We start from the raw sequence: 14,690 nt of genomic DNA on the forward strand, positions 1-14,690 counted from the left end.
CGCGGGGAGAGTCCATGAAGCGGAGCCTGACGCTGGGAATCCGGCAGAAGCTGTATTTGCTGGTCGCCGTCTGCCTGGTCTGCGCGCTCGCGCTGGCCGGAGCGGGCATCGTGTTCTCCAGCCGCGTGATCAACGACCAGCGCCTGGCGCCACTGGCGCGCCTGCAGGAGCTGGATTCGCAGCTGAAGGAAGTGCGCTTCCGGCTGGCCGGCGTGCTGCTGGACCAGATGCCGGTGCAGGGCTCGCGCAACCAGCTGCGCGAGACCATGCAGCAGGCGCCCGAGCTCTGGCGCGGCTTCAAGGCCACCGCCAGCCTCGGCACCGAAGCCGGCAAGCTCACCGCGGAAATCGACGGCAACCTGCAGTCGCTGCAAACCTTCGCCGGCTCGCTGGACAAGGCCTACGAGGCCGGCGACCGCAAGGCGATGCATGGCCTGCTGGAAGACGGCTGGCCCGAGGTGCACCTGAAGGTCGTGAAGCCGCTGGACAAGCTGCTGGCCACCTTGAGCACCGCCGCAGCGGAGGAAACGGAAGCGCTGCAGGCGGCAGCACGCCAGTTCCGGTTGCTCACCGCCGTCGGCGCGGCGCTGCTGGTCGCGCTGGCGCTGCTGCTGGTGGGCCTGATCATGCGCTCGCTGATGCAGGGCCTGGGCGATGCGCTCGCCGCGGCCAAGGCGCTGTCGGCCGGGGACCTCACGCACCAGGTGCGCGTGCGCACCAGCGACGAGATGGGCGAGCTGGCCGGGGCGCTGCAGGAGGTCAACGCCACCCTGCAGCGGCTGGTGGGCCAGGTGGCCGAGCGAGCGCGCAGCGTGTCGGACACCAGCACGCAGATCGCGCAGGGCAACCTGGACCTGTCGCAGCGCGCCGAGGAACAGGCGAGCACGCTGGAGGAAACGGCCAGCCAGATGGAGGAACTCACCTCCACCGTCACGCAGAACGCGGACACCGCGCGCCAGGCCAGCGAGCTGGCGGTCGGCGCCTCGGAAGTCGCGCGCAAGGGCGGCGAGGTCGTGGGCCAGGTGGTCGCGACCATGAACGGGATCTCGGCCTCGTCCAGGCGCATCGCCGACATCATCGGCGTGATCGACGGCATCGCCTTCCAGACCAACATCCTGGCGCTCAATGCGGCGGTGGAAGCAGCGCGTGCGGGTGAACAGGGCCGCGGCTTCGCGGTCGTCGCCGCCGAAGTGCGCAGCCTCGCGCAGCGCAGCGCGGAGGCGGCCAAGGAGATCAAGGCGCTGATCGGCGAGTCCGTGCAGACGGTCGATGCCGGAGGCCGCCTGGTGCAGGCCGCGGGCCAGACCATGGGCGAGATCGTCGCCTCGGTGAAGCGCGTGAGCGACCTGATCGCCAAGATCGCCACCGCCAGCGCCGACCAGAGCGCGGGCATCGGCCAGGTCAACACCGCCGTCGCCCAGATGGACCAGGTGGTTCAGCAGAACGCCTCGCTGGTGGAGGAAGCCACCGCCGCCACCGAGTCGATGAAGGAACAGGCCGCGGCGCTGCTGCAGACCGTGGCGCAGTTCAGGCTGGAGCAGGACGCGGCATCGGCCCGGCCGGGGGTGATCGCCTACCGGCCCTCTGCGGCGACCGCGGCTGCTCCCGCGGCCCTGCCGCTGCGCGAAGCGGTCAACGGCGCCTGGCAGGCGTTCTAGCGGCCAACGCCGCCACCACTTCCTGCGTCACCCGCCGGAAGGACTGGATCGCCGGCGTCTCGTGCCCGCGCCGCCAGGCCAGCGCCACGTGCACCGGCTCGGCCTTGTCGGCGATCTCCAGGAAGCGCACCTGCTTGGGATGCAGGTTGCGCCCGCTCGCCGGAACCACCGCGACGCCCAGCCCCGCTCCCACCAGCCCCACCACCGTGTGGATCTGCGTGGCGTGCTGCACGATGTCCGGGCTGAAGCCGGCCTGCTCGCACATCGCCTGCACGCGCGCGTGGGAACAGCGGCGCGCCGTCCTTGGAGAACATCACGAAGGGCTCGCCCGCCACGTCCTTCAGGCGCACGCGGGTGCGCGCGGCCAGCCGGTGCTTCGCCGGCACCGCCAGCACGAAGGGATCCGGCATCACCGGCACCACTTCGAGCTCCGCCGGCGCGGCCTGCACGCGCAGCAGCCCGAGGTCGATGGTGCCGCGCACCAGCGCCGCGTGCTGCGCGGTGATCGGCAGCTCGTGCAGTTCCAGCTCGATGCCCGGATAGAGCTGGCGGAAGCGCCCGATGATCGAGGGCAGCAGCCCGTAGGTGGACGAGTGGATGAAGCCCAGCGCCAGCCGCCCCAGCTCGCCGGCGCCGGTGCGGCGCACATCGCTCAGCGCGCGCGCCAGGTCCTGCTGGATGGCGCGGCTGCGTTCCAGCAGCAGCGCGCCGGCCGGCAGCAGTTCCACGCGGCGCTGCGTGCGCCGCAGCAGCGGCGTGCCCAGTGCCTCTTCCAGCTGCTGCACCTGCCGCCGCGACAGCGCCGGCTGCGCGATAGCCAGGCGTGCGGCGGCGCGGCCGAAGTGGAGTTCTTCGGCGACGGCCTGGAAATAGCGCAGCTGGCGGATATCGACCACGGTCTTGCGATGCCTGCAGGGCATCAATCCCGGCCCGATTATGTATTGGACGCGCACCGTCCGGCTGGCGGACACTGGCGGCTCCCATGCAGATCGATCCCTCCGCCGGCACCGCCGCCGCAGCGCCGCCCGGGCTGGCCCCTCCCGCGCGCACGCCCGCTCCCCCGCTGCCGGCCCGCCTCGGCCACGTCCTCTCGCTCGACGACTTCGAACAGGCGGCGCGCCGCCACCTTCCGGCGCCGGTGTTCGCGTACATCTGCGGCGCCGTGGAGCGCAACCAGTCGCTGCGCGCCAACGCGGCCTCCTTCGCGCAGTACGAATTCCTGCCGCGCATGCTGGTGGACATCTCCCGGCGCACCACCGCCACCACCCTGTTCGGCAAGCGCTGGTCCGCGCCCTTCGGCCTGGCCCCCATGGGCATCAGCGCGCTGTCCGCCTACCGCGGCGACCTGGTGCTGACGCAGGCGGCGGCCGCCGAGAACGTGCCGATGGTCATGAGCGGCTCCTCGCTGATCCGGATGGAGGACGTGGTGCAGGCCAATCCCGACGCCTGGTTCCAGGCCTACCTGCCGGGCGACGAGCCGAACATCGTGGCGCTGGTGCAGCGCGTGCAGGCCGCCGGCTACCGCACGCTGGTGATCACGGTCGATGCGTCGATCGCCTCCAACCGCGAGCAGAACATCCGCGCCGGCTTCTCCACGCCGCTGCGTCCCAGCCTCTCGCTGGCCTGGCAGGGCATCACGCATCCGCGCTGGCTGTTCGGGACCTTCCTGAAGACGATCGCGGTGCACGGCATGCCGCACTTCGAGAACAACCACGCGCGGCGCGGCGCCCCCATCCTGTCGCCCAGCGTCGAGCGCGATTTCTCCGACCGCGGCCACCTGAACTGGCAGCACTTCCGCATGATCCGCCGCATCTGGCCGGGCCAGCTGGTGATCAAGGGCATCCTGGACGTGCGCGACGCGCGCATCGCCGTGGGCTGCGGTGCCGACGGCATCATCGTGTCCAACCACGGCGGCCGCCAGCTCGATGGCACGGTGCCGCCGCTGCGCGTGCTGCCCGGCATCGTGCAGGCCTGCCCCGAAGTGCCCGTGATGGTGGACAGCGGTTTCCGCCGCGGCACCGACGTGCTCAAGGCGCTGGCGCTGGGCGCGAAGTTCGTCTTCATCGGCCGGCCCTTCAACTACGCCGCGTCGGTGGCCGGCGAGCCGGGCGTGCGCCGTGCGATCACGCTGCTGCGCGAGGAGGTTTCACGCAACATGGCCATGCTGGGCGTCAACACGCTGGGCGAACTCGACGCCAGCTACCTGGTCAAGGCCGGCGGCTGAGCCCTTCCCCCAGGCCCCTAGCGAATCAACGAAGGCAGGGCGGCGGTCCGGGCACGCAGCGCGCGGTCGAGCACTTCGTCGTGCCCGTAAAGGTCGGAGTAGAAGAACAGGCGCCCGGCCTTGGCGATCACCGTGCTGTAGGCGATCAGGACGGGCAGCGGGTGCTTCAGCGGGATCGTGCGGGACACCCCCGCCTCCATCGCCTCACGGATCTTCTCCTCGCTCCATTCCGGGCTGTCCTGCAGCACGAACTTCGCGAGCTCCACCGGCGCCTCGATGCGGATGCAGCCGTGGCTGAAGTCGCGCCGGGCCTGCTGGAACAGCTGCGGCGCGGGCGTGTGGTGCAGGTAGATGTTCTGCTTGTTCGGGAACACGAACTTGATGTCGCCCAGGGCGTTCTTCGGCCCCGGCCGCTGCCGGATGCGCCAGGCCCCGCGCAGCACCGCATCGAGCGCACCGGCCGACAGGCTGCCCACCACTTCACCGGAGCCGGTGACGAACTCGAAGCCCTGTTGGTCGAAATAGCCGGGGTCGCGCCGCAGCCGCGGAATCACCTCGCCGCGCGCGATGGAGGGCGGGACGTTCCAGTAGGGGCTGAACTCGATGAAGCGCATGGGCTCGTCGAACAGCGGCGTGCGCGTGTCCATCGCCTTGCCCACGATCACCTTCATCTGCAGGCGCACCCGCACCTGCGTGCCCTCGACCTCGTAGGCGCGCAGCACGAACTCCGGCACGTTGACCACCACCATGCGCGCGGCCTGCAGCAAGGGCGTCCAGCGCAGGCGCTCCAGGCCAAGTTCGATCTGGCGGACCCGCCGCGCCGGAGGCACGTTCAGCTGCTGCAGCGTGGCGGCGCCCAGCACGCCGTCCGCCGCCAGGCCGTGCCGCTCCTGGAAGGCCTGCAGCGCCGTGACCAGCGTGCCCTCGTAGCGCGGGGGCACGGCGCCACCCGCGGGCAGGTCCCCCAGCGCCTCGAGCCGCTGCGCGAGCACGGGCAGCTGGTCGTAGGCGTCGCCCGGCGAGAGCTTGCGGCGCGGCATGCTCAGGCTGCCGCGCCAGGCCGGATGGTCGGCCAGCGCCCGGTACGCCACCAGCGCGCGCCGCAGCGCCGCGTACATCGGGATGCGGGGCTCCGCCTCGGCGAGCGCCTGCGGCAGCCGCTGCTGCGACACGGCCTCGCGCAGCACGGAGGAAGCGTCGGGGGCGGGCCTGCGCTGCACGTCGAAGCGCGCGTGGATCTCGCGGGGTCGACCCTGCCCACCTGCAGGTCGGCGAGGTAGCGGCGCAAGGCGGCGCTCAGTGCCGCATCGAGCGCTGCCTGCCGGTCCGGCGCGAGCGGCGGGCCGGCCGCCGCGCCGGAGAGCGCTTGCTGCAGCGACGCCGCCTGGTAATCGCGCGGGTCCAGCCCCTGGTCGGCCGCGGCCTGCAGCACCGCCACGGCCTGCGCCGCCGCAGGCACGGGGCGACCTGCGGAGAACCACGCAGGCGCTTCGTTGCCCGCGGCCCGGGCCCCGTCGACGAGGAGCAGCAGGCTGCAGGCTGCCAGGAAGAACGAGCGCCGCGGAAAGGTCATACGGGTGCCCAGTGTGCACCACGCGGCGGGGTGCGCCCCGCGACGGCGCCTGCGTTCGCTAGGCGCCGGAAATCGAACCGCCCGACTGCTCGAGCCGCCGGCGCGCTTCGGCGGCGTCGACGCCGGAGCGCCACATCACGATCGCGGTCTTCACGTGGCCGCCCGACGCATCGAGCAGGCGCGTCGCCTCCGGCCGGTCCACCCCCAGCGTTTCCATCAGGATGCGCTCGCCGCGGTCCTGCAGCTTCTGGCAGGTGACCTGCAGGTCCACCATCAGGTTGCCGTACACCTTGCCGGTGCGCACCATGGCGCCGGTGCTGATCATGTTCAGCACCATCTTGGTCGCGGTGCCGGCCTTCATGCGCGTCGAACCCGTCACGACCTCCGGCCCCACCAGCGGCGCGATCACCACGTCGTGCGACTGCAGCAGTTCCTCCGACGGGTAGGTGCACAGCAGGAAGCCGGTGCGCGCGCCGCGCTCGCGGGCACGCGCCAGCGCGCCGTGCACGTAGGGCGTGGTGCCGGAGGCGGCGATGCCCAGAACGAAATCGCGTCGGTCAACGTTGCGGTCGTCCATCGCCGCGGCGCCGTCGCCGGGATGGTCCTCGGCGCCTTCCTGCGCCCGCAGCAAGGCTTCGTAGCCGCCGGCCATCACGCCCTGGACCATGTCCGGGTGCGTGCGATAGGTGGGCGGCATCTCCGATGCATCGAGCACGCCCAGGCGCCCCGAGGTGCCTGCGCCCACGTAGACCAGGCGGCCGCCCCGACCGAGGCAGTCCACCACGAGGTCGATGGCGCGCGCGATCTGCAGGCGCTCCTCGCTGACCGCGGCGGCGACGAGGCGGTCCTCGTTGTTGATCAGGTCCACGATCTCCAGCGAGGAGAGCTGGTCGATGCGCATGCTGCGCGGGTTGCGCTGCTCCGTCAGCCGCGCGTCGAGCGGCGGCGTGGCGGGAGACGGCGATGACGGCTTGCGCGCGTCCATGGTGGGCGGAACGGCCTTCACTTCAGGCATGAGGATGTCCCATGGTAGAGGTGATGCGATCCTCCTGCCATGCGAGGGGTCAAGCTGTAGGAACTGCGAGGAATCCTTTGTGGTATCCAGGCCGCAAAGCCCTCGCGTGCTACCTCAGCGGCACCTTTGCGGTGCGAACTCAGCCGCGCTGGGCTTCCACCGGCGTCAGCAGCGTCTCCCCGGTCGCCACCAGCTTCTCGCCTTCCGCACCCACGGCGAACAGTTCGCAGGCCGTGAACACCTGCGTGCGGCCGGGCTTCACGACGCGGGCGCGGGCGATGAAGCGCTGCCCCACCGCCGGGCGCAGGCAGTTCACCGCGTAGTGCGAGGCGAGCACGCGGCCCACGACGGTGGCCGCCGCGAAACCGCAGGCGGTGTCGATCAGCGCGCCGACCAGTCCGGCGTGCAGGAAGCCGGAGTACTGGCCCACGTCTTCGCGCCAGGGCATCGCGATCTCGGCGCGTCCCTCGCCGGCGGACAGCACCTCGATGCCGCACCAGCGGTTGAAGGGGGCGCCGGCATTGATGCCGCGGATCAGCGTCAGCGCATCGGGGGTGGGCGAGGTGTCGGCCATGGCGTGCTCCTGGGGTCGAGAGCCGCAATCTACGGGGGCGTTCGCCACCGCCTTGTCATCGCAGCGACCCTCGGTCGCCGCAGCGACAGTGCTAGCGCACCGCCGCCCAGATCAGCGACAGGCCCGAGCAGAGCATCAGCCCGTCGATCAGCGAGCGGTACGCCCCCGGCGACAGCGCCAGCACGATGTAGCGGCCGGCGAAGGAGCCCGCCATCAGCGTGAGGCCGACCATGAGTCCCTGCACCAGCACCTCCAGCGGAAAGGCGCCGAAAGCCTGGAAGGTGGCGACCTTGGCGAGGTACACGCCGATCGATCCCGCCGCCTCCGTGCCCAGGAAGGCGCCGCGCTCCAGGCCGTAGAAGGTGAACAGCGGCACGGTGAGCGGGCCGGTCGAGACCACCAGTCCCGTGAGCAGTCCGAGCGGGCCGCCGAGCAGCACCAGGTGCACCAGCGACAACTTCAGCTCGTGCTTCGCCAGCCAGCGCCGCACCGGGATCAGCGAGAGGAAGAAGATGCCCAGAGCCAGTTCCGCCACGCCCGGCGGAATGGCGAGCAGCAGGCGTGCACCGAGCACCGCGCCCGGCACGGCGGTGGCGCAATACGCGAAGCAGGCACGCCAGTCGATCTCGCGCCGCCAGGCCAGCACGCGCCCCAGGTTGCCCATGATGGCCGCCACCGCCATGATCGGCACGGCATGGCGCGGCCCGAACATGACCACCAGGATGGGCATCAGCACGAGCGAGGAGCCCGTGCCGACGATGCCGCCCAGCGTGCCGGCCAGCAGCCCCGCGACCAGGACGAGGAGGTAGTCCACGCCCCCGAGCGTAGCCGCAGCGGCTCAGCTGCCCTGCCCCGGCGTGTTCCAGGTGTTGGCGTCGCCGGGGAAATCGGCGCGCTGCGGCCGCACGACGCAGAAGCGCTGGCCGGTCGGCGCCTCCATCACCCACCAGCGCTTGACGAACTGCACGCGCTTCGCGCCCAGCGCCTCCAGCCGCGCCACCTCGGCCTCGACGTCGTCGGTCTCGATGTCGATGTGCACGCGGCTGGGGTGCGACACGGCCTGCACCAGCACGGTGGGCTGCTCCGGCGGGCTCGCGAACACGCGGTAGTTCGCGTCCGCTGGATCCTGCAGCGGGCGCGCGGGCCAGCCGAGCGCCTGCGACCAGAAGGCGGTGGCGGCCTCCACGTCCTGCGTCTGGCAGTCGATGACGATGGTGCCCAGGCGGCTCCTGTGCATGCGCGCCGACCTCAGCCCGGGATCTCGGGCTCGACCAGCTGCTTGAGCAGCTGCAGCGACTCCTGCCAGCCCAGGTAGCAGGCCTCGGCGGGGATCATCTCCGGAATGCCTTCCTGCACCACGTGCATCTCGGTGCCCACGGACACCTTGCGCAGCGTGACGGTGGTCGTCATCTCGCCGGCCAGGTTGGGGTCGTCGAAGGCGCTGGTGTAGCGCAGCCGCTCGCCCGGCACCAGCTCCAGGTACTTGCCCCCGAAGGAGTGCTTGTGGCCGTTGCCGAAGTTGGTGAAGGACCCGTGCCAGCTGCCGCCCACCTTGGCGTCCATGCGGTCGAACTGGGCGGTGAAGCCGTTGGGCGGCAGCCACTTGGCCATCGCCTGGGGATCGAGGAAGGCGCGGTAGATGCGGTCGGGCGGCGCGGTCAGGACGCGGTGCAGTCGTACGGTGTTGCTCATCGTGGCTCCTTGGCTGGCAGAGGATGGCCCTCTGCCTGCACGACGAACGACTATCGGGGAAATCGACGGCGGCAGGACCGGGGAAACCCGCAAGGCCCCACCGCCGTGTCGGGACTCAGAAGCGCATCTCCATGTCCTGCGCCAGCAGCCACAGGTTGCCGGCCGTGATGGCCGCGAAGAAGGCCAGCAGCGGCAGCATCATCTTCAGCCGAATGGCGATGCCATCGCCGGGCATCAGGCGGCGGGCCTGGTAGCGCGCGATCTGCACGGCCAGCCAGAAGCCCAGCACCATGAAGCCGGCCTGCAGGGTGAACACCACGCTCTCCGGCGCCACCACCTGCATCATCAGGTCGTGCCGCTCCACGCTGGTCAGCGGCTTGATGCCGATGCCGAAGGGATTGATCAGCAGGCGCAGCACGTCGCCGCCTTCGCGCAGCAGGTGGTCCATGTTGTGCGCCAGGTGGTAGGCGAAGGCCAGCGGCAACGCGGTGAAGGCGAAACCGCCGAACAGCTTGCGGTAGGAGGTGAGGCCCTGGCCGCCGACGTTGGCCGCGGCGATCGCGATGCCGTAGACCAGCACCGGCAGCGCCGACGAGGCCAGCATGCCGGCGACGAAGCTGAAGTAGTACTGGCCCGTTTCGCCGATGGCGGCGGCGGTCTGCTGCAGCCACTCGCCCCACTGCGGGATCATGGTGACGCCGTGGAAGCTGGTGATGCCCAGCAGCAGCAGCATGAACCAGGCGGCGTCCCAGCCGGGCGTGCCGGCCTTCTTCGCCTCGTTGTCCATGGTGCGCAGCTGCCAGGACACGTTCTTGCTCGGGCAGCTCAGCACGCAGTTGCCGCAGGACAGGCAGTTGGTGTTCTCGCTGAAGCGGCCGACCACCAGCTTGCTCGGGCAGGGCTCGATCAGCTGCGAGCCGTGGTAGCACTCCATGGTCTTGCAGCTGTCGCAGGTCGACTGCAGCTGTGGCCGCACCGCGATGGGCGACAGGCGCGAATAGAAGCCGAGCGTGCGGCCGACCGGGCAGGCGTAGCGGCAGAAGGCCTTGCGCTCGAACACCAGCAGGAAGACCACCGACAGCACCAGCATGAAGACGGCCAGCGCGGCGGTGATGACGGGGCTGCCGGTCACGCCCATGCCCAGCTCCAGCCAGGCCAGGCCCATGAACATCAGCAGCGCGATCCACACGTTCTGCAGGTAGCGCGGCACCTGAGGTTCAGGCCGGGGTGCGGCGTCACGCGCTTGAACCAGCTGCGGCGCACGATCCAGCCGGCCAGCGTGTCCCAGGGGCAGATCGCGCACCAGGCGGAGCCGATGAAGAACACCGCCACGATCACCAGCGGCCACCAGATGTTCCAGACGAAGGCGGTGGCGATGTTGTGTTCGGGGTGGATGGTGCCGAAGAAGCCGGCGGAAATCACGACCAGGAACACACTCACCGCGGCCAGGCGCGCGGCCAGCAGCGGATAGGGACTGGCGTTGAGGAAGCGCACCAGCCCGCCGATGACGGGCACGCCCGCCAGGTTGATGCTGCGCGGCGCCGACTCGGCCGCCTTGCCCGCGAACAGGCTCCACAGGCCGATCACGCCCATCAGGGCGATGGAAGCCTGCAGCCATTCCTCGGGCAGGCCGGGGTGGACCATGACGTTCGCGCCTTCGGCGGGCTGCTGTGCAGCGGCGGCGGCCGCCGGTTGGCCCGACCCCGCGACCTCGTCCGGTGCCGCCAGTTCCGTGGCGGTGGAAGGTGCGGCCGCGGCCGGCCGCGGGTCGCTGCCGTGCGCGAACACCGGGCTGAAAGCCACGGTGGCGACCAGGAGGATGAGGGCCAGGAGGATGCGCTTGAACATGGTTGTCCGCGGCAGCAGGGCCGCGCCGGTTTTCCTTGGCCGGGATAGCGCAAGTTCCAGGCCGGGTTGCGGACGGGCAAAGCAGCGTGGCTGCAGCCCGAAATCAGGGGTGGAACGTCCCTTTCTTCCCAAACCCGAAAAAAGCGGCTGGTTTTGGCAACCAAGCCTGGGAACCCCGGTTGCCTCCGGTCCGGGCCGGGATGGGACTGTCCGCCTCTGCGAATGTCCCCCGGCGGGGCCTGAAGGCCCCGCCTCCTCCTTTACTTCGCCGAGTCGGACAGTCCCATCCCGGCCCTGCATCGTGCGGGCGCGGAATGCGTGGCCACCGCTGGTTCGAAGGAGGCAATTCGCCTGGCGCGGCTCTACGCCGACGCAGCCATCAACCGGTGATACGCCTCCGCAATGACCGAGAACGCCTGCGCGAAACCGGCCACGTAGCGCACCGCGCGCGGCTGGATCACGAACAGCGAGAAGTCGCCGAAGCCGAACATCGGCTCGCTGTCCGGGAAGCGCGCGAGGTAGGCGCCGCGGGCCGCCGCGTATTCCGGCGCCTCGGGCGGGCAGCGGCGGGCTTCCCCGTGCAGGGAGGCGCGCGGCTGTTGCTGCGGGAGCATGCCGGCCGTGCGTTCGCCCAGCACCAGCAGGCCCACGCCGGGGTGCTCCTGCATGTCCTTCGTGTGGGTGGCCAGCTGGCTCACGTGGATGACCAGGCTGCCGTCGGCCAGCAGCGCGTACGGCACCATGGAAACGGCCGGCTCGCCCTTGTGCAGCGTCGCCAGGGCCGCGACGTCCTGCTGCTGCAGCAGGTCCTTCAGGGAAGCGGAATGTTCGTCATTCATGACCTATCCTCCTGCGAGGTTGCGGAAGATGTAGCGGCCCAGGGCCGGCCAGAAGTCGCCGCCGGGGTTCTGCTTCGCCAGCGCGCTGAAGTCGGTGTAGCCCTTGTGCAGGATGACGCCGATGATCGCGGCCAGCGCGGCGATCGCCAGCACCTGCAGCACCGTCTTCGTGATCTCGTCGCCGCGCTTGCCCATGACCGGCATTCTGCCGGTTCCGCGCTCAGGCGAGCCCGCACCACTCCGCGACGCGGTGGGCCATGTCCATCCACAGCGCCCAGGCCGCGGTGGCGGCCAGCAGCAGGCCCGCGATGCGGGTGCCCCAGTCCTTGCGCAGGCGGTTGCCCATCTCCTGCAGCTTGCGGAATGCCGAAGGCGCCAGGCCCAGCGAGATGCCGCTGCCGATCGCGAACAGGGCCATGCTGAGCGCGCCTTCCAGCAGGCCGCCGGACAGGGAGGCCACCAGCAGCGCCGAGTACAGCAGGCCGCAGGGCATGAAGGCCCACAGCGCGCCGGTGGCCAGCAGGCCGCCGCGGCGTTGCGCCATCGGGCGGATGCGGCCCCAGACGGTGCGGCCGGCCGATTCCACCCAGGCCGGCTGGCGCGCCTGCGACAGCAGCACCAGGCCCCACAGCAGCACGGCCAGGTGGAACAGGGTCCACACCGGCTTGAGCGCCGCGGTCTGCGAGGACAGCCAGGCGAAGCTCTGCACCGCCAGGCCGGCGGCGCCGCCCGCGATGGAATAGCCGAGGAGGCGGCCGCCCTGGAAGGTCCACATGCCGCGCACCGGCTTGGCGCCGGCGCCGCGGACCACGCCGCCGCAGGCCGCGCCGCACATGGCCATGCAGTGGGGTCCCCCACCAGGCCCATGAGGAAGGCGGTGCCGGCGAGGGTCAGGCTCATTTCAGATGATTCGCGAGAAGCGCGCGCGGTTGCGGTCGGCCTGCAGGTACTTGTCGAACTGCATGGCGACGGCGCGCACGAAGAACCAGCCTTGCGCGGTCACCTGGATGCCGGTGTCGTCGATCACCACCATGCCCTGCTCCTGCAGCTGGCGCATCTGCTCCATCTCGGCGGCGAAGTAGCTCTTGAAGTCCAGCAGCCAGGCGGTCTCGATCGACTCGTACACCAGCTGGCCCTGGCACATCAGCGCCATGATCACCGCCCGGCGCGCGAGGTCGTCGCGGGACAGCGCGAGGCCGCGCACCACCGGCAGCTTGCCCTGGTCCAGCAGGTCGCAGTATTCCTCCATCGTCTTCGCGTTCTGGCTGTAGGTGGCGCCCACCTTGCCGATCGAGGAGACGCCCAGCGCGATCAGGTCGCAGTCGGCCTGGGTGCTGTAGCCCTGGAAGTTGCGGTGCAGGCGGCCCTGGCGCTTGGCGACGGCGAGCGAGTCGCCCGGCAGCGCGAAGTGGTCCATGCCGATGTACACGTAGCCGGCGCTGAGGAAGGCGGCCAGCGCCTGCGACAGCATGTTCACCTTGGCGGGCGCACCGGGCAGTTCCACCGCGATGATGCGGCGCTGCGGCTTGAAGCGCTCCGGCAGGTGGGCGTAGCCGTAGAGGGCGATGCGGTCCGGGCGCAGCTGCGCGACCTGCGACAGCGTGCGGGCGAAGGATTCGGGGGTCTGCCGCGGCAGGCCGTAGATCAGGTCCACGTTGACCGAGTCGAAGCCGATGCGGCGCGCGTCCTCCATCAGCGCGGCGACCTGCTCGTAGGGCTGCACGCGGTGCACCGCCTTCTGCACGTCCGGGTCGAAGTCCTGCACGCCGAAGCTGATGCGGTTGAAGCCCAGGTCGGCCAGCACCTGCAGGCGTTCGGCCGTCACGGTGCGCGGGTCGATCTCGATCGAGCACTCGGCGCCCGGCGCCACCGCGAAGTTGCGGCGCAGCATGGCCATCAGCTGGCGCAGTTCGTCGTCGGACAGGAAGGTCGGCGAGCCGCCGCCCAGGTGCAGCTGGCTCACCGGCTGGCCGGTGCCCAGCACCTCGGTGTGCAGTTCCACCTCGCGGCTGAGGTAGCGCAGGTAGGGGGCGGCGCGCTCCTTGTGCTTGGTGATGATCTTGTTGCAGGCGCAGTAGTAGCACAGCTGCTCGCAGAACGGGATGTGGACGTACAGCGACAGGGGGTGGCCATGGCGGCAGGGCCGTCGCGGCGCTGGGCCAGGGCCTGCAGGTAGTCGGTCTGGCCGAACGCCTCGACGAAACGGTCCGCGGTGGGGTACGAGGTGTACCGCGGCCCGGGGACGTCGTACTTGCGCAGCAGGTCGGGGGAGATCGGAGAGGTCATGGCAACGTGTTCCATTGAGCCCAGATGGTGGGGGGGGGGAAGGCCGACCCGGTTGATCTGAGTCAACCGCGGGGCCCAAGCGCCCGGGACAATTTGACCCACATCAGAGGCCTATCCATGCACTCCTCCGTGAGAACCCCAATGTCCATCTCCGCTGCCAACGATCCCGCACCGCCGCCCAAGCTCAGCCCCGCCAGCGTGAAGGTGGCGTGCTCCAACTGCAGCCTGCGCGAGCTGTGCATGCCGATCGGGCTGTCCGAGGAGGAACTGGCGAAGATCGACGAGCTGATCGCCACCCGGCGCAAGGTCAAGCGCAAGACGGCCCTGTTCCGCAACGGCGAAAAATTCCACGCGCTCTACGCGATCCGCACGGGCGTGTTCAAGACCTGCGTGACCGCGGAGGACGGGCGCGACCAGGTGACGGGCTTCCAGATGGCCGGCGAGATCGTGGGCCTGGACGGGATCGTGAACGACCACCACACCTGCGACGCAGTGGCGCTGGAGGACGCGGAAGTCTGCGTGCTGCCCTTCGACCGCATCGGCGAGCTCTCGCGCGAGGTCGGCGCGCTGCAGCACCACCTGCACCGCGTCATGAGCCGCGAGATCGTGCGCGAGCACGGCGTGATGCTGCTGCTGGGAACCATGCGGGCCGAGGAGCGGCTGGCGGCCTTCCTGCTCAACCTCGTGCAGCGGCTGCAGGCCCGCGGCTTCTCCCGCTCCGAGCTGGTGCTGCGCATGACGCGCCAGGAGATCGGCAGCTACCTGGGGCTGAAGCTGGAAACGGTCAGCCGCACCTTCTCGCGTTTCGCCGAGGAAGGAATGATCGACGTGCACCAGCGCCACGTGCGCATCGTCGACGTCGAGCGCCTGCGCGCCGTGCTCGCGCAGCCCGGCAGCACGTTCTAGCTTTCCGCCGACCCAGGGCGTGGGAATTCACTGATTCGGCCAGGGCCGCCAGGCGCGATCCTCGAGCCGCAGCCG

General features: G+C 70.6%; 14 protein-coding genes and 3 pseudogenes. 3 read left to right on the forward strand and 14 right to left on the reverse strand.

What is annotated here, in order from left to right:
* The first annotated feature begins 14 nt into the window (after window positions 1–14).
* Window positions 15–1,658, forward strand: a complete 1,644-nt coding sequence (locus HK415_RS26045) for a methyl-accepting chemotaxis protein (protein ID WP_290427342.1) — start codon at window positions 15–17, stop codon at window positions 1,656–1,658.
* On the opposite strand, the gene HK415_RS26970 is transcribed toward HK415_RS26045, so the two are convergent.
* Together HK415_RS26970 and HK415_RS10090 are read right to left on the reverse strand one after the other, a co-directional pair.
* A complete protein-coding gene (locus HK415_RS26970; RefSeq protein WP_373684562.1) occupies window positions 1,633–1,923 on the reverse strand; it encodes a LysR family substrate-binding domain-containing protein in 291 nt (96 codons plus the stop codon). The genes HK415_RS26045 and HK415_RS26970 overlap by 26 nt on opposite strands.
* Window positions 1,924–1,948: 25 nt before the next feature.
* A pseudogene (locus tag HK415_RS10090) lies at window positions 1,949–2,578 on the reverse strand (LysR family transcriptional regulator); the annotation flags it as partial.
* A gap of 62 nt (window positions 2,579–2,640) precedes the next feature.
* Between HK415_RS10090 and HK415_RS10095 the strand changes: the two are divergent.
* Window positions 2,641–3,882 (forward strand): alpha-hydroxy acid oxidase, encoded by a 1,242-nt coding sequence (locus HK415_RS10095; RefSeq protein WP_171558634.1) that lies wholly within the window; start codon window positions 2,641–2,643, stop codon window positions 3,880–3,882.
* Between the two features lie 17 nt (window positions 3,883–3,899).
* On the opposite strand, the pseudogene HK415_RS10100 reads toward HK415_RS10095, so the two are convergent.
* From HK415_RS10100 to hemN, 12 genes and pseudogenes are all read right to left on the reverse strand, one after another.
* Window positions 3,900–5,455, reverse strand: a pseudogene (locus HK415_RS10100) (L,D-transpeptidase family protein).
* A 58-nt stretch (window positions 5,456–5,513) separates the two neighbouring features.
* Window positions 5,514–6,470: an N-acetylmuramic acid 6-phosphate etherase gene (gene murQ, locus HK415_RS10105; protein WP_216369764.1), complete on the reverse strand. Its 957-nt coding sequence runs from the start codon at window positions 6,468–6,470 to the stop codon at window positions 5,514–5,516.
* Between the two features lie 139 nt (window positions 6,471–6,609).
* On the reverse strand, window positions 6,610–7,044 hold the full coding sequence (locus HK415_RS10110) for a PaaI family thioesterase (RefSeq protein WP_171558636.1): 435 nt from the start codon (window positions 7,042–7,044) through the stop codon (window positions 6,610–6,612).
* Between the two features lie 91 nt (window positions 7,045–7,135).
* A complete protein-coding gene (locus HK415_RS10115) occupies window positions 7,136–7,858 on the reverse strand; it encodes a sulfite exporter TauE/SafE family protein (protein ID WP_171558638.1) in 723 nt (240 codons plus the stop codon).
* A 24-nt stretch (window positions 7,859–7,882) separates the two neighbouring features.
* Window positions 7,883–8,281 carry a VOC family protein gene (locus HK415_RS10120; protein WP_171558640.1) on the reverse strand — a complete coding sequence of 133 codons (399 nt, stop codon included), beginning with the start codon at window positions 8,279–8,281 and terminating at the stop codon, window positions 7,883–7,885.
* A gap of 11 nt (window positions 8,282–8,292) precedes the next feature.
* Window positions 8,293–8,736, reverse strand: coding sequence for an SRPBCC family protein (locus tag HK415_RS10125; protein ID WP_171558642.1), 444 nt, complete (start codon window positions 8,734–8,736; stop codon window positions 8,293–8,295).
* Between the two features lie 115 nt (window positions 8,737–8,851).
* Window positions 8,852–9,946 carry a 4Fe-4S binding protein gene (locus HK415_RS10130; protein ID WP_171558644.1) on the reverse strand — a complete coding sequence of 365 codons (1,095 nt, stop codon included), beginning with the start codon at window positions 9,944–9,946 and terminating at the stop codon, window positions 8,852–8,854.
* A complete protein-coding gene (locus tag HK415_RS10135; protein WP_171558647.1) occupies window positions 9,907–10,584 on the reverse strand; it encodes a 4Fe-4S binding protein in 678 nt (225 codons plus the stop codon). The genes HK415_RS10130 and HK415_RS10135 overlap by 40 nt, the downstream gene beginning before the upstream one ends.
* Before the next feature lie 362 nt (window positions 10,585–10,946).
* On the reverse strand, window positions 10,947–11,423 hold the full coding sequence (locus tag HK415_RS10140; protein WP_171558649.1) for a HugZ family pyridoxamine 5'-phosphate oxidase: 477 nt from the start codon (window positions 11,421–11,423) through the stop codon (window positions 10,947–10,949).
* A gap of 3 nt (window positions 11,424–11,426) precedes the next feature.
* On the reverse strand, window positions 11,427–11,618 hold the full coding sequence (locus tag HK415_RS10145) for a hypothetical protein (protein WP_171558652.1): 192 nt from the start codon (window positions 11,616–11,618) through the stop codon (window positions 11,427–11,429).
* A gap of 25 nt (window positions 11,619–11,643) precedes the next feature.
* Window positions 11,644–12,264 (reverse strand): sulfite exporter TauE/SafE family protein, encoded by a 621-nt coding sequence (locus HK415_RS10150; protein WP_309246652.1) that lies wholly within the window; start codon window positions 12,262–12,264, stop codon window positions 11,644–11,646.
* 60 nt (window positions 12,265–12,324) lie between these two features.
* A pseudogene (hemN, locus tag HK415_RS10155) lies at window positions 12,325–13,709 on the reverse strand (oxygen-independent coproporphyrinogen III oxidase).
* 141 nt (window positions 13,710–13,850) lie between these two features.
* Here hemN and fnr point away from each other — a divergent pair.
* Window positions 13,851–14,615, forward strand: a complete 765-nt coding sequence (gene fnr, locus HK415_RS10160; RefSeq protein WP_171558654.1) for a fumarate/nitrate reduction transcriptional regulator Fnr — start codon at window positions 13,851–13,853, stop codon at window positions 14,613–14,615.
* The last annotated feature ends 75 nt before the right edge of the window (window positions 14,616–14,690 follow it).

Origin of the sequence: Ramlibacter montanisoli (assembly GCF_013087525.1) — a bacterium.
GTDB lineage: Bacteria > Pseudomonadota > Gammaproteobacteria > Burkholderiales > Burkholderiaceae_C > Ramlibacter > Ramlibacter montanisoli.